At 72.8% G+C, this 19177-nt stretch carries 17 protein-coding genes and 1 pseudogene; 8 read left to right on the top strand and 10 right to left on the bottom strand.

The genetic code is table 11. The features are described from left to right. Window positions 1-91 precede the first annotated feature (91 nt). From FHX44_RS37065 to FHX44_RS37075, 3 genes are read left to right on the top strand one after another with little or no spacing between them, the layout of a single operon-like run. Entirely contained in the window at window positions 92-1417 is a 1326-nt protein-coding gene (locus tag FHX44_RS37065; protein ID WP_147260015.1) for a CitMHS family transporter, read from the top strand. Next, on the top strand, window positions 1414-2736 hold the full coding sequence (locus FHX44_RS37070) for an acyclic terpene utilization AtuA family protein (protein ID WP_147260016.1): 1323 nt from the start codon (window positions 1414-1416) through the stop codon (window positions 2734-2736). The genes FHX44_RS37065 and FHX44_RS37070 overlap by 4 nt, the downstream gene beginning before the upstream one ends. Next, window positions 2717-3025, top strand: a complete 309-nt coding sequence (locus FHX44_RS37075) for an AtuA-related protein (protein WP_147260017.1) — start codon at window positions 2717-2719, stop codon at window positions 3023-3025. The genes FHX44_RS37070 and FHX44_RS37075 overlap by 20 nt, the downstream gene beginning before the upstream one ends. 5 nt (window positions 3026-3030) lie before the next feature. Here FHX44_RS37075 and FHX44_RS37080 read toward each other — a convergent pair whose 3' ends face one another. Next, window positions 3031-3846 carry an SAM-dependent methyltransferase gene (locus tag FHX44_RS37080; protein ID WP_147260018.1) on the bottom strand — a complete coding sequence of 272 codons (816 nt, stop codon included), beginning with the start codon at window positions 3844-3846 and terminating at the stop codon, window positions 3031-3033. Window positions 3847-3934: 88 nt separating this feature from the next. On the opposite strand from FHX44_RS37080, the gene FHX44_RS37085 reads away from it, so the two are divergent. Further along, entirely contained in the window at window positions 3935-4648 is a 714-nt protein-coding gene (locus FHX44_RS37085; RefSeq protein WP_147260019.1) for a helix-turn-helix domain-containing protein, read from the top strand. Here FHX44_RS37085 and FHX44_RS37090 read toward each other — a convergent pair. Then, window positions 4633-5028 carry a VOC family protein gene (locus tag FHX44_RS37090; protein ID WP_147260020.1) on the bottom strand — a complete coding sequence of 132 codons (396 nt, stop codon included), beginning with the start codon at window positions 5026-5028 and terminating at the stop codon, window positions 4633-4635. The two genes, FHX44_RS37085 and FHX44_RS37090, sit on opposite strands and share 16 nt — an antisense overlap. Window positions 5029-5085: 57 nt before the next feature. Then, on the bottom strand, window positions 5086-5832 hold the full coding sequence (locus FHX44_RS37095; RefSeq protein WP_147260021.1) for an AraC family transcriptional regulator: 747 nt from the start codon (window positions 5830-5832) through the stop codon (window positions 5086-5088). Between the two features lie 96 nt (window positions 5833-5928). Here FHX44_RS37095 and FHX44_RS37100 point away from each other — a divergent pair, with 96 nt between their 5' ends. Both FHX44_RS37100 and FHX44_RS37105 read left to right on the top strand, forming a co-directional pair. Continuing rightward, a complete protein-coding gene (locus FHX44_RS37100) occupies window positions 5929-7053 on the top strand; it encodes an MFS transporter (RefSeq protein ID WP_147261778.1) in 1125 nt (374 codons plus the stop codon). 62 nt (window positions 7054-7115) lie between these two features. After that, window positions 7116-7751 (top strand): phosphatase PAP2 family protein, encoded by a 636-nt coding sequence (locus FHX44_RS37105; RefSeq protein ID WP_147260022.1) that lies wholly within the window; start codon window positions 7116-7118, stop codon window positions 7749-7751. A 25-nt stretch (window positions 7752-7776) separates the two neighbouring features. Here FHX44_RS37105 and arc read toward each other — a convergent pair whose 3' ends face one another. From arc to FHX44_RS37120, 3 genes are all read right to left on the bottom strand, one after another. After that, window positions 7777-9591: a proteasome ATPase gene (gene arc / locus FHX44_RS37110; protein WP_147260023.1), complete on the bottom strand. Its 1815-nt coding sequence runs from the start codon at window positions 9589-9591 to the stop codon at window positions 7777-7779. Between the two features lie 163 nt (window positions 9592-9754). Continuing rightward, a complete protein-coding gene (locus FHX44_RS37115) occupies window positions 9755-10597 on the bottom strand; it encodes a tRNA (adenine-N1)-methyltransferase (RefSeq protein WP_147261779.1) in 843 nt (280 codons plus the stop codon). Window positions 10598-10875: 278 nt separating this feature from the next. Continuing rightward, window positions 10876-11784: a RecB family exonuclease gene (locus FHX44_RS37120; RefSeq protein ID WP_147260024.1), complete on the bottom strand. Its 909-nt coding sequence runs from the start codon at window positions 11782-11784 to the stop codon at window positions 10876-10878. Window positions 11785-11862: 78 nt separating this feature from the next. On the opposite strand from FHX44_RS37120, the gene FHX44_RS37125 reads away from it, so the two are divergent. Both FHX44_RS37125 and FHX44_RS37130 read left to right on the top strand, forming a co-directional pair. After that, window positions 11863-12405, top strand: coding sequence for a Cif family virulence factor (locus FHX44_RS37125; protein WP_147260025.1), 543 nt, complete (start codon window positions 11863-11865; stop codon window positions 12403-12405). 100 nt (window positions 12406-12505) lie between these two features. Further along, window positions 12506-13305, top strand: a pseudogene (locus FHX44_RS37130) (thioesterase family protein). Between the two features lie 179 nt (window positions 13306-13484). Here FHX44_RS37130 and hisG read toward each other — a convergent pair. The 4 genes from hisG to metH all read right to left on the bottom strand — a co-directional run bounded on the left by hisG (window position 13485) and on the right by metH (window position 19153). Further along, entirely contained in the window at window positions 13485-14396 is a 912-nt protein-coding gene (gene hisG, locus FHX44_RS37135; RefSeq protein WP_147260026.1) for an ATP phosphoribosyltransferase, read from the bottom strand. 53 nt (window positions 14397-14449) lie between these two features. Continuing rightward, window positions 14450-14713 (bottom strand): phosphoribosyl-ATP diphosphatase, encoded by a 264-nt coding sequence (locus FHX44_RS37140; protein ID WP_147260027.1) that lies wholly within the window; start codon window positions 14711-14713, stop codon window positions 14450-14452. 161 nt (window positions 14714-14874) lie between these two features. Further along, on the bottom strand, window positions 14875-15528 hold the full coding sequence (locus FHX44_RS37145; protein WP_246170799.1) for an HAD family hydrolase: 654 nt from the start codon (window positions 15526-15528) through the stop codon (window positions 14875-14877). A 64-nt stretch (window positions 15529-15592) separates the two neighbouring features. After that, window positions 15593-19153: a methionine synthase gene (gene metH, locus FHX44_RS37150; RefSeq protein ID WP_147260029.1), complete on the bottom strand. Its 3561-nt coding sequence runs from the start codon at window positions 19151-19153 to the stop codon at window positions 15593-15595. Between the last annotated feature and the right edge of the window lie 24 nt (window positions 19154-19177).

Genomic DNA, 19177 nt, shown 5'->3' on the forward strand with positions numbered 1-19177 from the left:
ACTCTAGGGCATGAATCTATCGAGAACTGGTGTTTGACGCGCATGACTGTTCTCGCGGAGGGTGACCGGTACTCGACGCCGGAGGTCAACGATGCTCGCCGTGGCCGGTTTCCTGACGATCGCCGCCTTCCTGGTGGCGGTGCTGTCCCAGCGCGTGTCGGTGTTCATCGCGCTCACCGCGCTGCCGATCGTCGCGGCCCTGGTGGTCGGCGCCGGTGACCGGCTCGGGGAGCTGATCCTCGCCGGGTTCGAGACGGTGGCCCCGGTCGCGATCATGATCACGTTCGCGGTGCTCTACTTCTGCCTGATGGTCGACGCCGGGCTGTTCGACCCTGCGGTGCGCCGTGTCGTGCGCTGGGCGGGCGGTGACCCGCTGAAGATCACCGTGGGCACCGCGGTGCTCACGCTCCTCGTCGCGCTCGACGGGGACGGCGCGTCCACCTTCCTGATCACGGTGTCCGCGATGCTGCCGATCTACCAGCGGCTCGGTATGCGCCCGCTCGTGCTCACCGCGGTGGTCTGCCTCGGCGCGGGCGTGATGAACATGGTCCCGTGGGGCGGTCCCACCGCTCGCGCGATGGCCGCCCTGGACCTGACCAGCGGCGACCTGTTCGTCCCCGTGCTGCCTGCGATGGGCGCCGGGATCCTGTGGGTCCTGGTGGCGGCCGTCCTGATCGGGCGCGCCGAGCGCAAGCGCATCGGCACCGTGTCCGAGCCCGGCGTCCCCGCCCCGGTCGACGCGGTGCCGGCCGATGCGCCGGGTGCCGCGCACGCGCCCTCCGAGCCGCGCACGACGGCCGACCGCGTGCGGTTCTGGCTCAACGTCGCGCTCACCGTCGCCCTCGTGGTGGTCCTGCTCGCCCAGCTGGCCGAGCTGCCCGTCGTGTTCGTGGTGGCGTTCGTGCTGGCGCTGCTGGTGAACCGGCCCGGCTGGGAGGCCCAGAAGGACCTGTTCACCCGGCACGGCCACAGCGTCGTGCTCGTCACCACGATGATCTTCGCCGCGGGCGTGTTCACCGGTGTGCTGGGCGGCACCGGGATGATCGAGGCGATGGCCAGGGCGCTCGTCGGCCTCGTGCCCGACGGCGCGGGTGGTGCGCTCCCCACGCTCGTGGCCGTCACGAGCATGCCGCTCAGCCTCGTGTTCACCCCCGACGCGTACTACTTCGGCGTGCTCCCGGTGCTGGCGGAGACCTCGGCGGCGCTCGGCGGCGACCCCGCCGAGGTCGCCCGCGCCGCGATCCTCGGCCAGATGACCACCGGCTTCCCGCTCAGCCCGCTCACCGCCTCGACGTTCATCCTCGTCGGGATGGCCGGGGTGCAGCTGGGCGCGCACCAGCGGTTCGTGTTCGGCTGGGCGTTCGGCACCACGCTCGTCATGACGGTGGTCGCGCTCGCCACGGGGGCGATCGTATGAGGACCGTCCGGATCGGCGCGGGCGCCGGGTTCGCGGGCGACCGCCTCGAACCCGCGGTCGAGCTGGCCGAGCGGGCCGGGCTCGCCGACGTCGTGCTGGAGTGCCTCGCCGAGCGCACGATCGCACTCGGGCAGCAGCGCAGGCTCGCCGATCCCGCCGCCGGCCACGACCCGCGGCTCCTCGCCCGGTTCGAGCGGCTGCTGCCTGCGGCGCTCGCGCGCGACGTGCGGGTGATCACGAACATGGGCGCGGCCAACCCGCTCCGCGCGGGCCGGGTCACCCGGGACCTGGTGGCCCGGTTGGGCTCGAGCGCACGGGTCGGGGTCGTCACCGGTGACGACGTCCTCGACCGGCTCGACCTGGACACGCCCGCGCTGGAGGACGGCCTGCCGCTACGCGCACACGGGGAGGTGGTCGCCGCGAACGCCTACCTCGGTGCCGACGCCGTGCTGCCCGCGCTCGAGGCGGGGGCGCAGGTCGTCGTCACGGGGCGGGTGGCCGACCCGTCGCTCTTCCTCGCCCCCCTCGCCCACCGCCTCGGCCGCGACCTCGCCGACCCGGGCTTCGCGGCGGCCGGCACGCTCGTCGGGCACCTGCTCGAATGCGCGGGCCAGCTCACCGGCGGCTACTTCGCCGACCCGGGCGTGAAGGACGTGCCGGGGCTGGCCGACCTCGGCTTCCCCTACGCCGACGTCGCCGCGGACGGCACCGCGGAGTACGGGAAGCTGCCCGGCACGGGCGGTCGCCTCGACCGGGCCACGGTGCGGGAGCAGCTGCTCTACGAGATCACCGATCCCACCGGCTACCGCACCCCGGACGTCGTGCTCGACCTGCGCGGGGTCACGGTCACGCAGGTGGGGCCGGACCGGGTGCGGGTGACCGGCGCGCGCGGGCGGCCGCGCCCCGGCACGCTCAAGGTGAGCGTGGGCTACCGGGCCGGGCACAAGGTCGAGGCCGAGATCTCCTACTCCGGCCCGTGCGCCGACCGCAGGGCCGCGCTCGCCGCCGACGTCCTCGCCGCGCGGCTGGCCGGCCTCCCGGTCCGGCCGCGGATCGACGTGCTCGGTGTCGTGCCCCCGGACGCCGACGAGCACGCCGAGTGCCGGGTGCGGGTCGCGGCGCTCAGCGCCGACGCGGGTGTGCTCGACACCGTCGGGCACGAGGTCGAGGCGCTGTACACGAACGGCCCGGCGGGCGGCGGTGGCGTGCGCGTGTTCACCGGGGAGGTCGTCGGCGTCGTGTCCACGCTCGTCCCGCGCTCGACGGTGACGCCTGCCGTCACGATCCTGGGGGTGGGAGATGCCCGTCCGGCTGCATGAGCTCGCCCACTGCCGGGCGGGCGACAAGGGCAACGTCGCCACCCTCTCGGTGATCCCCTACGCCCCCGCGGACTACCCGCTGCTCGTCCGCGAGCTCACTGCCGACCGGGTACGCACTCAGCTCGCCCGGTACGTCGACGGCGACGTGCTCCGGTACGAGCTCCCGCTGCTGCCGGCGCTGCAGTTCGTCTGCACGGGCATCCGGGACGGCGGTGTGACGACGTCGCTGGCCCTCGACACGCACGGGAAGTCGCTCAGCTCGCGGCTGCTCGCGCTGGAGCTGCCGTAGCGCGGTCAGGGTTTGCGCGCCACCCCGGCGTACATCGCCACGTCCGTGTCCTTCTTCACCAGGCCCCTCGCGATGCCGTCCGGCCGCCACTTGTGGGCCTGCACGACGCCCGGCTCGAGGAGCTCCAGCCCGTCGAAGAACCGCTCCACCTGGGCATGGTTGCGGAGCTTCATCACCTCGCCGTTCGCCTCGTAGGCCCGTACGACGCCGGCCAGCGGCTCGGGGTCGAAGTCGGCGGTGCCCGTCGACACGGCGAGGTAGCTGCCCGACGGCAGTGCCTCCACCAGCTTCCCGAGCACCGTGCGCGCCTCGTCGTCGTCGGCGATGAAGTGCAGCACGGCGATGGCGAGCAGCGCGACCGGCCGGTCCAGGTCGAGGGCGGCGCGCAGCTGGGGCGCGGCGAGGATGGCAGCCGGGTCGCGCAGGTCGGCGTGGACGTAGGCGGTGCGGCCCTGCGGGGTGCTGGCCATCAGCGCCCTCGCGTGGGCGAGCACGATCGGGTCGTTGTCGGTGTAGACGATCCGCGCGTCCGGCGCGGTCTCCTGCACGACCTCGTGCAGGTTCGGCGAGGTGGGGATGCCCGTTCCGATGTCGAGGAACTGCCGGATGCCGCACTCGCCGGCCAGGAACCGGCCCACGCGCTGCATGAACGCCCGGTTGGACCGCATCGAGGTGCGCAGCCCCGGCCACGCCCGCATCGCCGCTTCGGCGGCTTCGCGGTCGAGGGTGTAGTTGTCCTTGCCTCCGAGCACGTAGTCGTAGATACGGGCCCCGTGGGCCCGATCGGTGTGCAGGTCCAGGTCTTCGCGGGGCTCGGCCATCGCGGCTCCGTTTCCGTCCGATCGTCGCGATGATCCTATTGGCGGCCGCGAGCGCCGATGTCGGACAGACGGACTAACGTTTCCCGCCGTGGGCTACCGGGAGCTCCCGCCGCCGCGTCCGTTGCGCGGAGAGATCGAGTGCGCCTGGACGGCCGGGGTCGCGGAGGGCGCCCCGGCCGAGTCGCTCGACGTGCTGCCCGACGGGTGCATGGACCTGGTCTGGACCGGGCGGGAGCTGCTCGTCGCCGGGCCCGACACCGGGCCGCACCCCGCCCGCCGCGAGCCCGGGGTGCTGAGCGCGGGCCTGCGTTTCGCCCCCGGGCGGCTCCCTGCGCTGCTCGGGGTTCCCGCAGCGGGGGTGCGTGACCAGCGGGTGCCGGTGGCCGAGTTGCACCCCGCGCTCGCCCGGCGGGCGCTCGCGCGCCTCGAACAGGGCGAGCCACCCCTTCCCGTGCTCCTCGGTCTCGCGCTCGCGCTGCCCGGCGACCCGGCCGAGCACGCGGTCCGGATCGTCGCCGCCCAGCTCGAGCAGGGCGCCTCGGCGGCCGCCACCGCCCACCGGCTCGGCTGGACGGAGCGTTCTCTGCACCGCCGCTGCCTCGCCGCGTTCGGCTACGGGCCTGCGGTCCTGCGCCGGGTGCTGCGTTTCCGCAGGGCCTCGCTCCTGCTGTACGACGGTGTCCCGATCGCCGAGGCCGCCGCCGAGGCCGGCTACGCCGACCAGCCGCACCTGTCCCGGGAGGTGCGGGCGATGGCCGGCGTCGCACCCAGCAAGATCTACGGCGGTCAGAGAGGCGCGTAGAGGTCCACGCCGTTGCCGTCCGGGTCGTTCACGCTCGCGTAGCGCTGGCCCCACGGAGCGTCGAACGGCTCCAGCTCGCCGTGGTGGCCTGCCGCGATCAGCTCGGCGTACGCGGCGTCCACCGCCGCCGCGTCCGGGAGCGACACGGCGAGGCCGATCCGGCCGGCACCGACCGCCGGGCTCCAGGACGGGTGGAACGAGCGGACCGTCTCCTCGGTGTCGAACATCAGCCGCATGCCGCCCCCGAGCGGTACCTCGACGTGCGGCGCGTTCTCCGCACCGTCGGGAACCGCGAGGCCGAGGGCGCGGTAGAAGGCCAGGGACTTCGCCAGGTCCGCCGCCACGATGCCGACGGCGTCCAGCTTCGTTTCGATCGTCATGCGCGAGACGGTAGGCGCCGCGCCCGTGGCGGGTCGTGAACGGATCGGACAGGCAGATCAGGCCGTGCGGTTGTGCACGCCGGGGGTGTGGCCGTACGCGCGGCGAAAGACGTCGATGAACGCGCTGGTGGACGACCAGCCGCAGGTGTGGGCCACGGTGGTGACCGGGGAGCCGTCGGCCAGCATCCGCAGCGCGTGGTAGAGGCGCAGCTGGGTGCGCCACTGCGGGAAGGTCATGCCGAGGTCGGCGCGGAACAGGCGGGTGAGCGTGCGCTCGCCCACCCCGACCTCGGCTCCGAGGGCGGCGAGCGTGCGGGTGTCGGCGGGGTCGCGGCGCAGGGCCGCGCACACCGCCGCCAGCCGCGGGTCGCTCGGCTCGGGAAGGTGCACCGGGCGTTGCGGGGACACGCGCAGCTCGTCGAGCAGCACGGCGTGCAGCCGGCGTCGCTCGGGCGTGTCCTCCTGCGGGGCGCGGGTGTAGGCGCGGATCAGCTCGCGCAGGAGCGGGCTCACGACGAGCACGGTGGGGCGGTCCAGGTCGAGCGGGTTCGTGGCCGCAGGCACCCCCAGCATGTGGAGTTCGAGATCGCCGTAGGCCCGGTGGGCGTGCACGGTGCCGGCCGGCACCCAGATCGCGCGGGTGCCGGGGGCGAACCAGGTGCCGGCGTCGGTGGTGATCGCCAGCACGCCGGAGCCCGCGTAGAGGATCTGGTGGTCGTCGTGCCGGTGCGGGTCGATGCACTCCCCGCTGGCCAGCGGCTGCAGCCGGGTCGGCGCCACCGGTTCGTGGCGGATGTTCGGCATGTATTGGCACTTTATCGGAAGCGCGACAGGCCGGACCGCGGCGACGATCAGGCGGTGACGCAGCAGCTCGCCACCCGCACCGGACCGATCACCCTCATGGCCGCCGGACACGCCTGCGTGGACGTCTACCAGGGGGCCGTCGCCGCGCTGGTGCCGTTCTTCGTGTCCGAACGCGCCTACACCTACGCCGCGGCGGCCGGCCTCGTCCTCGCCGCGTCGCTGCTGTCGTCGGTGGTACAGCCCCTGTTCGGCGCGCTCACCGACCGGTGGCCGATGCCGTGGCTGCTGCCGGTGAGCACGCTCCTCGGCGGCATCGGCGTCGCGTTCTGCGGGGTCGCCGACTCCTACGCCCTGACGCTGGCGCTCGTCGCGCTGTCCGGCATCGGGGTCGCGGCCTACCACCCCGAGTCCGCGCGCGTGGCGCGCGCCGCGGGCGGCGCAAGCCACACCGCGATGAGCTGGTTCTCCCTCGGCGGCAACCTCGGCTTCGCGGCCGCGCCGCTCCTGGTCGGCGGCGTCGTCGCGCTCGGCGGCCTCGGCGCCTCGCCGTTGCTGATCCTGCCCGCCGTGGTGGGCAGCGCGCTCTGCGTGGCGGCCGTGCGGGCCGTGTCGGCGCCCCGGCCCGCCGGCACCCGCGCCACTCCCACCGCTGGTTCGGACGACTGGGCGTCGTTCGGCAGGCTCTCCGGCTCGATCGTCTGCCGCTCGATCGTGTTCGTCGGACTGAGCGCCTTCATCTCCCTCTACGCGGCTGAGCGCACCGGCGGCGGAGACGTCGCGGGCACCGCGGCGCTGTTCGTGCTCTACCTCGGCGGCGCCGTCGGCACCGTTCTCGGGGGGACGCTCGCCAACCGCTTCGGCCGCACCTCCGTGGTGCGCTGGTCCTCCGCCGTCTGCATCCTCGCGGTCGCGGGCGTGGTGGTCGTGCCCGGCCCGCTCATGCTCGTCTGCGTGGCCCTCACCTCGGCCTGCCTCTACGTCCCGTTCTCGCTGAGCATCACCCTCGGCCAGGACTACCTGCCCCGCCGCGTCGGCACCGCCAGCGGCGTCACCCTCGGCCTCACCGTCAGCGTCGGGGGTCTCGCGAGCCCGCTCATCGGCGTGGCGGCCGACCACACGTCCCTGCAGGTGGCGCTCGCGCCGCTGATCGCGCTCCCGGCCGTGAGCTGGCTGTTGCTGCGGAGGTTGCGAGAACCCGCCGGAGAACCCGCGCGGTCCTGACCAGGGGTCGCCCCCGGGCCATTCCGGATGGCCCGGCGCGCCCGCGGCGGGACGCTTCGCGGATGACCTCCCACGATCCCGAGTCCGACCACAGGACCCGGCTGCTCGTCGCCGGCACCGCTGCGATCGGTACCGCCGGCGTGCTGGGCGCCGTCGTGCGTGACCGGTGGTCCCCGCTCGACACGTGGTTCGTGCGCGAGTTCCGGCTCCCTGTGGACGCGCCTGTCGTCGAGGCCGCCGCCGGCGCGGGGGCCCTGCTCGCCGTGGCCGGCATCGTCCTCGCCGTCGCGGCGGCGCTGCGCCGGCCCACGGTACGGGCACGGCTCTGGCGCCACGCCGTCCTGCTCGCCGCGTGCGTCGCCGTCGCCGGCACACAGGTGCTCTTCCAGCGCCCGGGGCCACCGGGCGCCGGCCAGGACTGGACCTACCCCAGCGGGCACGCCACCGTGATCACCGCCGTCGCGGTCACTGCCGTGGTCCTGTGCCGCCGATCGGCGCCGGCCTGGGCCCGGGCCGTGCTGATGGTCGAGGTGCTCGCCGTGGCCGTCACGACGGCGAGCCGGGTGGCGCTCGGCGAGCACTTCCCGACCGACGTCGTGGGCGCGATGGTCGGGGTGATCGGCGTGGGGCTCGTCGTCACCGCATTGATCGGCACCGGGTCGATCGACACACGCGAACGGCCCGCCGATCCGGTGTGATCGGCGGGCCGCTTCGCGAGGAGGGCTACAGGTACTGGCCGGTGTTCGACGCGGTGTCGATCGCGCGGCCCGTCTCGGCGTTCTTGCCGGTGACGAGCGTGCGGATGTAGACGATCCGCTCCCCCTTCTTGCCGGAGATGCGCGCCCAGTCGTCGGGGTTGGTGGTGTTGGGCAGGTCCTCGTTCTCGGCGAACTCGTCGACGATCGCGTCCAGCAGGTGCTGCACGCGCAGCCCCGGCTGGCCGGTCTCGAGCACCGACTTGATCGCGGCCTTCTTCGACCGGTCGACGATGTTCTGGATCATCGCGCCGGAGTTGAAGTCCTTGAAGTACAGGGTCTCCTTGTCGCCGTTGGCGTAGGTGACCTCGAGGAACCGGTTCTCCTCCGTCTCGTCGTACATCCGCTCGGTGACCCGCTGGATCATCGCGTCGATGCACGCCTTGCGGTTGCCGCCGAACTCCGCCATGTCGTCGGCGTGGATCGGCAACGTGTCGGTGAGGTACTTGGAGAAGATGTCCTGCGCCGCCTCGGCGTCCGGCCGCTCGATCTTGATCTTCACGTCGAGCCGGCCCGGCCGCAGGATCGCGGGGTCGATCATGTCCTCGCGGTTGGAGGCGCCGATGACGATGACGTTCTCCAGGCCCTCGACACCGTCGATCTCCGCCAGCAGCTGCGGCACGATCGTGGTCTCGACGTCGGAGGACACACCGGACCCGCGGGTGCGGAAGATCGAGTCCATCTCGTCGAAGAACACGATCACCGGGGTGCCCGCGGAAGCCTTCTCCCTGGCCCGCTGGAAGATCAGCCGGATGTGCCGCTCGGTCTCGCCGACGAACTTGTTGAGCAGCTCGGGGCCCTTGATGTTGAGGAAGAACGCCCGGCCGTCCTCGGGGTTGTCGCCGCGGACGGCGGCCACCTTCTTGGCCAGCGAGTTGGCCACGGCCTTGGCGATGAGCGTCTTGCCGCAGCCGGGAGGGCCGTAGAGCAGCACGCCCTTGGGCGGGCGCAGCTCGTACTCCCGGAACAGCTCGGCGTGCAGGAACGGCAGCTCCACGGCGTCGCGGATCTGCTCGATCTGCCGGAACAGGCCGCCGATGTCCTCGTACTCGACGTCCGGCACCTCCTCCAGCACGAGGTCCTCGACCTCGGCCTTCGGCACCCGCTCGTAGGCGTAGCCGGCCTTCGTGTCGACCAGGAGGGAGTCGCCCGGCTTGAGCGGCACGGCCTCGGGGTTGTCCTCGCCTGCGATCAGCGGGGCGGCGAGCCACACCACGCGCTCCTCGTCGGCGTGGCCGACGACGAGGGCACGGCCCGCGAGCCCGTCCTCGGTGGGTTCGGAGAGCACCTCGCGCAGCGCGCAGACCTCGCCGATGCGCTCGTAGTCGCCCGCCTCGACGACGGTGAGCGCCTCGTTGAGCCGCACGGACTGCCCGCTCCGAAGCTCGGAGGCGTCGACGGCGGGGGACACGGCGACGCGCATGCGCCGGCCGGAGGTGAAGACGTCGACCGTCTCGTCGGGGTAACGAGTGAGGAAGACGCCGTAGCCGCTCGGTGGCTGCGCCAGCCGGTCGACCTCCTCGCGGAGCGCCACGAGCTGGCCGCGCGCCTCCTTGAGGGTCTCGGTGAGCTTCTCGTTGCGGGCCGAGAGCTGCGCGAGCCGGCTGGCCGACTCGGCGAGGCGCTGCTCGAGGACGCGCGCGTGCCGCGGGGACTCGGTGAGCTTGCGGCGGAGCAGGGCGACTTCCTCTTCGAGGAAGCGGATCTGCGCGGCGGCCTCGGCGGGGCTCAGCTCGCCGCGATCACCTGGTTCACGCCTGCCGGGACCGTCGTAGTGGTTCACGGCATCCTCCCTCCGTGTTCCGTTTCCATACGGTACCTGCCAATGGGCGGTCTCCACCTTGCGGCGAACCGGTGATCCACCACTCAACCGGACGGCACCTTGACGCCGGGCGATCGTCCTGGTCCGGTCACCACCGGGACGCGTCCCGTTAAGCCGGTCGAGGTCACCGGCTCGTCGGTCTGCGCTGCGGCCGGGGTGGGACGACGCCCTCCGCGAGGCGGCGCGCCGTCACGAGGAACGCGGTGTGCCCCTGCATGCGGTGCTCCGGGCGCACGGCGAGACCCACGACGTGCCACGGGCGCATGAGGGTCTCCCACGCCTGGGGCTCCGTCCAGCACTGCTGCGAGCGCAGGTCCTCCACGAGCCGGGACAGCTGGGTGGTGGTGGCGACGTAGCCGACCAGGACACCGCCGGGTACCAATGCCTTCGAGACGGTGTCCAGGTGCTCCCACGGAGCGAGCATGTCCAGCACCACACGGTCGAAACACTCCGCGGGGCTCTGCCCGGCCAGCGCGGCGAGGTCGGCGACCCGCAGGCTCCAGTGGCCCGGGAGCCGGCCGAAGAACTGACGCACGTTGCGTTCGGCGTGCTCGGCGTGGTCGGCGCGCACCTCGTAGGACACGACCCGGCCCTCCGGCCCCACCGCCTGCAGCAGTGAGCAGGCGAGCGCCCCGGACCCTGCGCCGGCCTCCAGCACGCGCGCACCCGGGAAGATGTCGCCCCACATCAGGATCTGCGCCGCGTCCTTCGGGTAGATCACCTGCGCCCCGCGCGGCATCGACAGCACGTAGTCGGCCAGGCGGGGCCGCAGCGCCAGGTAGGGCGTGCCCACCGGGGAGACGATCAGGCTGCCCTCCGGCTTGCCGATCAGGTCGTCGTGGGCGAGCCCGCCGCGGTGCGTGTGGTACTCCGCGCCCGCCTTCAACGTGATCGAGTAGTGCCGGCCCTTCGGGTCGGTGAGCTGTACCCGGTCCCCCGAGCGGAACGGGCCGCCGCGGGCGGGCAGGTCGGCCGCCTCGACGGGCTCGGCGGTCTCGGCGGGTCGGGACTCGGACACGAGGCGCAACGCTAACGGTCGCTCTCGAGCGCCGTTCACGGCGGTCGGTGCCGGGCGTGTCGCCCGCTTGATCGGTTCGGGGCTCGCACCGTCGCCCCGCCGCGGCTGCCGCGCTGCATCCCGGAGCGATCACCGGATGCCTCCCTCCGACGTCGCGGCCTCCGTGCCGCACTCCTCGATCCGGACAAGTCGGACGCTAGGCCGACAGGGTGAGTGAGTTGGCGTCGCTACTCCATCCGATCGATGACGGTCTGCAGCGCGGGCTCCTCGGCCGACTCCGGCCAGCCCGGATATTCGGGTGGGACGCCGTCCCAGGCGGGGCAGAAGGCCTTGTGGCTGCACCAGTCGCACATGCGGGTGCGGTTGGGACGGAAGTCGCCGGTCTCCCCCGCCGTGCGGATGGCCGACCAGATGGCCTCGAGGGTGCGCTCGAAGCGCCGCAGCTCGGCCTCGTCGGGCTCGTAGGTGAGGTACTCGCCGTCGGACAGGTAGAGCAGGCGCAGCTGGGCGGGCACCACACCGCGCTCCTGCAGGAGCGCGAGCGCGTAGAACTTCATCTGGAACAGCGCGGCGACCTCGCCGGCCTCGCGGGGCGCCGCGCCGGTCTTGTAGTCGACCACCCGCACCTCGCCCGTGGGGGCGATGTCGAGGCGGTCGATGTAGCCGCGCAGCAACAGCCCGGACGCCAGCTCGGTCTCGACCAGCAGCTCGCGCGCGGCCGGTTCGAGCCGCCGTGGGTCCTCGAGCCGGAAGTACGCCTCCAGCAGGTCGGCCGCCGACTGCAGCCAGACCGGCAGCTCGGGGTCCTCCGAACCCTCGAACAGCTGCCCGGCCAGCTCGGGCAGTGCGGCGCACAGCTCCTCCCACGCCGGCCCGACGAGCCCGCGGGCCGCCTCGGGGGAACGCTGCGGCGCGGGCAGGTCGTAGAGCCGCTCCAGCACCGTGTGCACCAGGGTGCCGCGGATCTGGGCGCGGGAGGGCTGCTCGGGGAGCCGGTCGATGGCGCGGAAGCGGTACAGCAGCGGGCACTGCTTGAAATCGCCTGCCCGAGACGGGGACAGGGCGGGCCTGCGCCGCGGCGCCGGATCGGTGGTCGACCCGACGACCGCGGTATCTGTGCACGCCGTGTCCGTCACGTTCCGCAGCGTAGGTGACACCCCTGACACTCCTGGGCGGCGCGGCCACCACGAAAGGGGCTGCTCTAGGTTGGCCCGGTGAAGACGATCCGCACCGCGGTGGCTGCCGCCGCGCTGGTCGCCGCTCTCGCCGGGTGCGGCACCCCGGTGGCCGGGACGCCCGCAGCACAACCCGCCCCGCCGCCGACGCAGGCCCCGACGACGCCGCCACCCGACCCCGAGGCCGACCGGGAGGCGATCGAGACCGTGTTCCACGACTACTACCGGGCCCTGCGCGCCCGGGACTTCACGACGGCGTGCAGCTACAACGCCCCGGAGACGACGAGCAGGCTGCTGGCCGACCTGCACGCCCGCGGCGTCGAGGCCGGCACGTGCGAGGAGGGCATGACCGCCGTGTACGCGATCCCGTCGAACGCGCGGGTCGTCGAGCAGGTCGGGCAGAACGCCACGATCGAGGACGTCACGGTGAACGGTGATCAGGCCACCGTCAACTGGACCTCGAAGGTGAACGGCAGGAGCGGACCGGGCACCACGAACCTGCGCCGCGTCGACGGCCGGTGGCTGCTGTCCGGTTCCGGTACCACCCCGGGCGGCGGCGCGGGCGCCGCGAGCGGCACATGAGCGGGCTTGCGCGCGAATCGATGTCACAGCGCCCGCGCGAAGCGCCGGCGGAGCGCGGCGGGGCCGTGCGCAGCGAGGCCGAGCGCAGCGGGGCCGAGCGATGAGCGAGCTGGACCCGTTCTACCTGCCCCTCGACGGGGCCGACGGCGAGCGCTTCCACGCCACGGCCTCGACCACCGGGCCGTGGTTCGCCGATGCCCAGCACGTGGGACCCCCTTCTGCGCTGCTGGCGCGGGCGATGGAGCGCCTGCCCGACGGGCGGGGCCTACAGCTCGTCCGCCTCACGGTGGAGGTGCTCGGCCCGGTCCCCGCGGGCGAGGTGCAGGTCACCGCCGCGGTCGAGCGGCCCGGCCGGTCCATCGAGCTGGTCGCAGCGGAGATGAGCGCAGCCGGACGCACCGTGCTGCGGGCCCGCGGCTGGCGGATCGCCGCGGGCGACACGACGGCGGTGGTCGCCGGCACGGCCGAGCCCCTGCCGCCGCCCGTCGAGGGCACGCCGCAGACGACCTGGTCCGAAGGCTGGCTACCCGGCTTCATCGACGCCGTCGAGTGGCGCTGGGTGGCGGGCGGACCCCCGGGCACGGGTCCGGGTACGGCATGGATCCGGGCGCGGGTGCCGGTGGTGACGGGCGAGAAGCCCACCCCCGTGCAGCGGCTCATGCTGGCGGCCGACTGCGCGAACGGCGTCGGGGCCCCGCTGGACCTGCGCGAGTGGTGTTCGTCAACACCGAATTGACCGTCCACCTGCACCGCCCTCCGGTGGGAGAGTGGATCGGTGTCGACGCCTCCACCGTGGTGGGTCCGACCGGCGCAGGCACGGTGTCCGCGCTCCTGCACGACGAGCACGGCCACACCGGCCGTAGCGCCCAGGCCCTGATCGTGCGGCCGCGCGGGGCCTGAGCCGTGCCCGGCAGGGGCGCAACCGGCACGTTCCGCGGACCGCCCGCGCCGAAGCCGTGATCAGCGGTTCGGTGCGACGGCAGCCGGATCCGGCCGTCGCACCGACCTGCCGATCACGACGACGCCGCCTGCGGCGAGATGCCCCCCACACACGGACACGACGATCGACAGCTGAAGCGCTAGCTCGCGTACGGCTGGACCATCGCGCCATCGACCGCGCGGCAGGAGCGGATCTCCGAGGTGAGGATCGCGCGCACACCCAGCTCGGCGAGGTCGTCCATCACCCTGTTGGCCACCGTGCGGCGCACCATCGACCGCACCGCCGACCAGCCGGGCTCGGTGAGCGGGGAGACGGTGGGCGCCTGCATGCCCGGCGTGATCCGCTTGGCCTGCTCGAGCACGTGGTCGGGGCAGTCGTAGTCGAGCATCAGGTACTGGCGGGCGTACACGACGCCCTGGATGCGGCCGGTGAAGACGACCTTGGCCGCCTTGATCTCGGCCGTCTCGGGGCGGTCCGGGCGCGGCTCCCGCTCGATCAGGGTGGCCTGCGACACGGCGATCGCGTCGTCGAAGGGGACGAGGCCGTGCTGGCGCAGCGTGCGCCCGGAGGACACGACGTCGGCGATCGCGTCGGCCAGCCCCAGCTGCACGGAGATCTCGACGGCGCCGTCGAGCTTGATGATGTCGGCGCGGACGCGGTTGCGCGCCAGGTGGGCGCGGACCAGGCGCGGGTAGGACGTGGCGATCTTCTTGCCCTCGAGGTGCTTGATCGTCCACTGCTCGCCGTTCTCGGTGAGGGGAGGTGCGGCGAAGCGGAACTTGGAGGCGCCGAAGCCCAGCTCGATGACGCGCTTGACCTGGCTGCCGGACTCCTCCATGAGGTCGGCGCCGGTGATGCCCAGGTGCAGGTCGCCGGAGCCGACGTAGGTGGCGATGTCCTTGGGACGCAGGTAGAAGAACTCGACCTCGTTCTCCTCGTCCAGCATGCTCAGGTCGCGCGAGTCCGATCGCTGCCGGTACCCCGCTTCCCGCATCATGGTCGCGGCGGGCTCGGCCAGCGTCCCCTTGTTCGGGAGTGCGACGCGGAGCATGGGACTCTCCTCAAGAGCTACGTGCAGTGCCGTTCAAAATGCACAGTGGTGGTTCAAAGGTACTTGTAGACGTCCTCGAGCGTGATCTTGCGCCCGATCATGAGGACCTGGATCCGGTAGAGCAGCTGGGAGATCTCCTCGGCCAGCGCGTCGTCGCCCTCGTGCTCGGCCGCGAGCCAGACCTCCCCGGCCTCTTCGAGCACCTTCTTGCCCTGCTCGTGGACTCCGGCGTCGAGCGCGGCGACCGTGCCGGAGCCCGCCGGCCTGGTGGTGGCGCGCTCGGTGAGCTCGGCGTAGAGCGCGTCGAAGGTCTTCACGTCGGCATCTCCTCTCCTGGTCAGTGTCATATCTGGTCGAGAGCGACGCGAACGGGACCCGACCTCGTGCTGCGCCCGGTCAGAGCGCTGCGCCGGACGGTCTCAAGCCTCGCACCACGGCCGGCGGGCCAGGCGAGCGGACCCTGCCGGGGGACGAACGGTCACGCCACGCGCTCTCCACGTCCCTGCGCGTAACTGATCTCGATGTCGTCCGCGGTCAGTCCGAGCAGCGAGCCGCGATGGACCCGACGCGGGCCGGCCGGCACCGCCACGTCGCACGGCACCACGAGGACGGCGCACCCGGCCCGCTCGGCCGCGGTGGCACCCGTCGGCGAGTCCTCCACCGCGAGGCAGCTCTCGGGGGCGACGCCGAGCAGCTCGGCGGCCCGCAGGTAGGGGTCGGGGTCCGGCTTCCCGTGCGGGACCTCGTCCCCGCAGACCGTGACCGTGAAGTGCTCGCGCCCGATGCTCTCCAGGGCCTTCTCGGTGAGCGATCGCAGGGTGTTGGTGACGAGCGCGGTGGGCCAGCCCGCCGCGCGGACCATGCGCAACGCCTCGAGGGCGCCCGGTCGCCACACGAGCCCGGCCGCGAACAGCTCGCCGGTGCGGTCGGTCAGGTGCTGCTCGGCCTGCGCCATCAGCTCCGGGTCGTGTTCCAGGCCGAGGTCGTCGAACATCAGCCCGAGCGAGCGCGCCATGTTCGAGCCGACCATCGCCTCGCGGGCCTCGGCGGAGAGCTCACCACCTAGGCGGCGCGCGGTGTCGGCGAGGGAGATCGTCCAGACCTTCTCGGAATCGACGAGCGTGCCGTCCATGTCCCACAGGACCGCGGCCGGACCGGACGGGGCTGTGTTGGTTTTCGGACCTGGCGAGCAGTCCTCAGCCAGCATTGAAGTACTTCGCCTCCGGGTGGTGGGCCACGAGCGCGTCGGTCGACTGCTCGGGATGCAGTTGCAGCTCCTCGGACAGCTGCACCCCGATCCGGCCGGGCTCGAGCAGCTCCACGATCTTCGTGCGGTCCTCGAGGTTCGGGCAGGCGCCGTAGCCGAGGGAGTACCGCGCGCCCCGGTAGCCGAGCTTGAAGAACTCCTCGACGTCGTCGGGGTCCTCCGCGGCCACCGCGCCGCCCGCCGGGAACACCAGCTCCTCGCGGATGCGCCGGTGCCAGTACTCGGCGAGCGCCTCGGTGAGCTGCACGCCCAGGCCGTGCACCTCGAGGTAGTCGCGGTAGGCGTCCTTGGCGAACAGCTCGTTCGCGTAGTCGGCGATCTGCTGCCCCATCGTCACCAGGTGCAGCGGGAGCACGTCGACCTCGCCCTCGGCGATCGCCCGGTCCCGGGGTCGCCAGAAGTCGGCGAGGCACAGGTGCCGGTCGCGACGCTGGCGCGGGAAGGTGAACCGGAACCGCTCGTCGGCGTCGGGCTTCGGCTCCGTGAGCACCACCAGCGAATCGCCATCGGCGACCGCGGGGAAGTAGCCGTAGACGACGGCGGCGTGCGCGAGGACGCCTTCGGTGTACAGCCGCTCCAGCCAGTACCGCAGCCGCGGGCGGCCCTCGGTCTCCACCAGCTCCTCGTAGCTCGGGCCGGCACCGCGCTTCGCGCCCCGCAGGCCCCACTGCCCCAGGAAGAGCGCGCGCTCGTCGACCATGCCGGAGTACTCGGCCACGGCCAATCCCTTGACCACCCGGGTGCCCCAGAACGGCGGGGTGGGGATCGGGTTGTCCAGCGCGACGTCCGACCGGGCCGGCAGCGGCCCCGCCACCTCGGCCTCGGCGGCCTTGCGCTTGGCCGCGATGCGTTGCGAGCGCTCGTGACGCGCCTTGCGCTCGGCCTGCCTCGCCTCCTCCTCCGGGTCGACGGCCGGGGCGAGCCCGCGGGCGCGGGCCATCGTGGCGTCCATCAGCCGCAGGCCCTCGAACGCGTCGCGGGCGTAGGAGACGCGGCCCTCGTAGACCTCGGTGAGGTCGTTCTCCACGTAGGAGCGGGTGAGCGCGGCACCGCCGAGCAGCACGGGCAGCTTCTTCGCCACCCCGCGCGCGTTCATCTCCTGCAGGTTCTCCTTCATCACCACCGTGGACTTCACCAGAAGCCCGGACATGCCGACGGCATGCGCCCGGTGCTCCTCGGCGGCGGAGAGGATCGTGGAGATCGGCTGCTTGATGCCCAGGTTCACGACCGTGTAGCCGTTGTTGGTGAGGATGATGTCCACGAGGTTCTTGCCGATGTCGTGGACGTCGCCCTTGACGGTGGCGAGCACGATGGTGCCCTTGCCGTCGGAGTCGGTCTTCTCCATGTGCGGCTCGAGGTGGGCCACCGCGGCCTTCATCACCTCGGCGGAGGCGAGCACGAACGGCAGCTGCATCAATCCTGCGCCGAAGAGCTCGCCGACGGTCTTCATCCCCGACAGCAGGGTGTCGTTGATGATCTCCAGGGCGGGCCGGGACTTCAGAGCCTCGTCCAGGTCGGTCTCCAGCCCGTTCCGCTCGCCGTCGACGATCCGCCGTTCGAGGCGTTCGAACAGGGGCAGGCCGGCCAGCTCCTCCGCGCGGCCGGCCTTGGCAGAACTCGCGGTGACCCCTTCGAACAGCTCCATGAACCTGTTCAGCGGGTCGTAGCCCGGGCGGCGGCGGTCGTACACGAGGTCGAGGGCCACCGAGCGCTGCTCGTCGGGGATCTTCGACATCGGAAGGATCTTGGCCGCCGAGACGATCGCCGTGTCCAGGCCCGCGTTGACGGCCTCGTGCAGGAACACCGAGTTCAGCACCTGGCGGGCCGCGGCGTTGAGCCCGAAGGAGATGTTGGAGACGCCGAGGGTGGTCTGCACGTCGGGGAAGCGGCGCTTGAGCTCGCGGATGGCCTCGATGGTCTCCAGGCCGTCGCGGCGCACCTCCTCCTGCCCGGTGGTGATCGGGAAGGTGAGCGTGTCGACCACGATGTCCTCGACGTGCATGCCGTGGTTCTCGGTGAGGTCGCGGATGAGCCGCTCGGCCACCCGCACCTTCCACTCCGCGGTGCGGGCCTGGCCCTCCTCGTCGATGCACAGCGCGACGACCGCGCAGCCGTGCTCGCGGACCAGCTCCATGGCGCGCTGGAACCGCGACCCGGGGCCGTCGCCGTCCTCGTAGTTGACCGAGTTGATGATGCAGCGCCCGCCGAGGCGTTCCAGCCCCGCCCGCAGCACCTCCGGCTCGGTGGAGTCCAGCATGATCGGCAAGGTGGACGCCGTGGCCAGCCGCCCGGCGAGCTCGCTCATGTCGGCGACGCCGTCGCGGCCGACGTAGTCGACGCACAGGTCGATCATGTGGGCGCCGTCGCGGGTCTGGTCGCGGGCGATCGCGACGCAGTCCTCCCACGCCTCGGCGAGCATCGCCTCGCGGAACTTCTTCGACCCGTTGGCGTTGGTGCGCTCGCCGACCATCAGCACGGAGGTGTCCTGCCGGAACGGCACCGCCGCGTAGAGCGAGGAGACGCCCGGTTCCGGGCGCGGGGTGCGCTGCGCGGGCCGCAGGTCGCGGATCGCGGCGGCGACCGTGCTGATGTGTTCCGGCGTGGTGCCGCAGCAGCCGCCCACGAGGCTCAGCCCGTAGTCGCGGACGAACGTGGCGAGCGCCTCGGCGAGCTCGTCGGGCGTGAGCGGGTACTCCGCGCCGTTCGGGCCGAGCTGCGGCAGGCCCGCGTTCGGCATCACCGACAGCGGGATCCGCGCGTGCTTGGAGAGCGTGCGCAGGTGCTCGCTCATCTCGGCGGGGCCGGTGGCGCAGTTGAGCCCGATGAGGTCGACGCCGAGCGGCTCGACGGCCGCGAGGGCGGCGCCGATCTCGCTGCCGAGCAGCATCGTGCCGGTGGTCTCCACCGTGACCTGGGTGATCAGCGGGATGCGCCTGCCCTCGGCCGCCATCGCCCGCTGCATGCCGTGCACGGCGGCCTTCACCTGCAGCAGGTCCTGGCAGGTCTCCACGATGAACGCGTCGGCGCCGCCTGCGAGGAGCCCGCGGCCGCACTCGGTGTAGGCGTCGCGGAGCCGGGCGAAGGCCTCGTGGCCGAGCGTGGGCAGCTTGGTGCCCGGCCCGACCGAGCCGAGGACGAACCGCGGCCGGTCGGGGGTGGACAGCTCGTCGGCGACCTCCCGGGCCAGCGCCGCCCCCTTCTCCGCGAGCTCGCGGATCCGGTGGGCGATGTCGTACTCGGCGAGGTTGGGCAGGTTGGCCCCGAACGTGTTGGTCTCGACCGCGTCGGCGCCCGCCTCCAGGTAGGCCCGGTGGATGTGGCGCACCACGTCCGGCCGCGTGTCGTTCAGGATCTCATTACAGCCCTCGAGCCCGTCGAAGTCGTCGAGCACCAGGTCGGCCGCCTGCAGCATCGTGCCCATGGCGCCGTCGGCGAGCACAACGCGCTCGGCGAGCGTGTCGAGGAACGTCGAGTCGAGAGGGGACCGCACGAGCCCACGGTAGTCGCCCGCGGG

Origin of the sequence: Pseudonocardia hierapolitana, assembly GCF_007994075.1 — a bacterium.
GTDB classification, from domain to species: Bacteria; Actinomycetota; Actinomycetes; order Mycobacteriales; family Pseudonocardiaceae; genus Pseudonocardia; species Pseudonocardia hierapolitana.

Coding starts and splice junctions, on each gene's coding strand:
- FHX44_RS37065 (WP_147260015.1), top strand. CDS start 92: ATGCTCGCCGTGGCCGGTTTCCTGACGATCGCCGCCTTCCTGGTGGCG.
- FHX44_RS37070 (WP_147260016.1), top strand. CDS start 1,414: ATGAGGACCGTCCGGATCGGCGCGGGCGCCGGGTTCGCGGGCGACCGC.
- FHX44_RS37075 (WP_147260017.1), top strand. CDS start 2,717: ATGCCCGTCCGGCTGCATGAGCTCGCCCACTGCCGGGCGGGCGACAAG.
- FHX44_RS37080 (WP_147260018.1), bottom strand. CDS start 3,846: ATGGCCGAGCCCCGCGAAGACCTGGACCTGCACACCGATCGGGCCCAC.
- FHX44_RS37090 (WP_147260020.1), bottom strand. CDS start 5,028: ATGACGATCGAAACGAAGCTGGACGCCGTCGGCATCGTGGCGGCGGAC.
- FHX44_RS37095 (WP_147260021.1), bottom strand. CDS start 5,832: ATGCCGAACATCCGCCACGAACCGGTGGCGCCGACCCGGCTGCAGCCG.
- FHX44_RS37100 (WP_147261778.1), top strand. CDS start 5,929: ATGGCCGCCGGACACGCCTGCGTGGACGTCTACCAGGGGGCCGTCGCC.
- FHX44_RS37105 (WP_147260022.1), top strand. CDS start 7,116: ATGACCTCCCACGATCCCGAGTCCGACCACAGGACCCGGCTGCTCGTC.
- hisG (WP_147260026.1), bottom strand. CDS start 14,396: ATGCTCCGCGTCGCACTCCCGAACAAGGGGACGCTGGCCGAGCCCGCC.
- FHX44_RS37145 (WP_246170799.1), bottom strand. CDS start 15,528: ATGGACGGCACGCTCGTCGATTCCGAGAAGGTCTGGACGATCTCCCTC.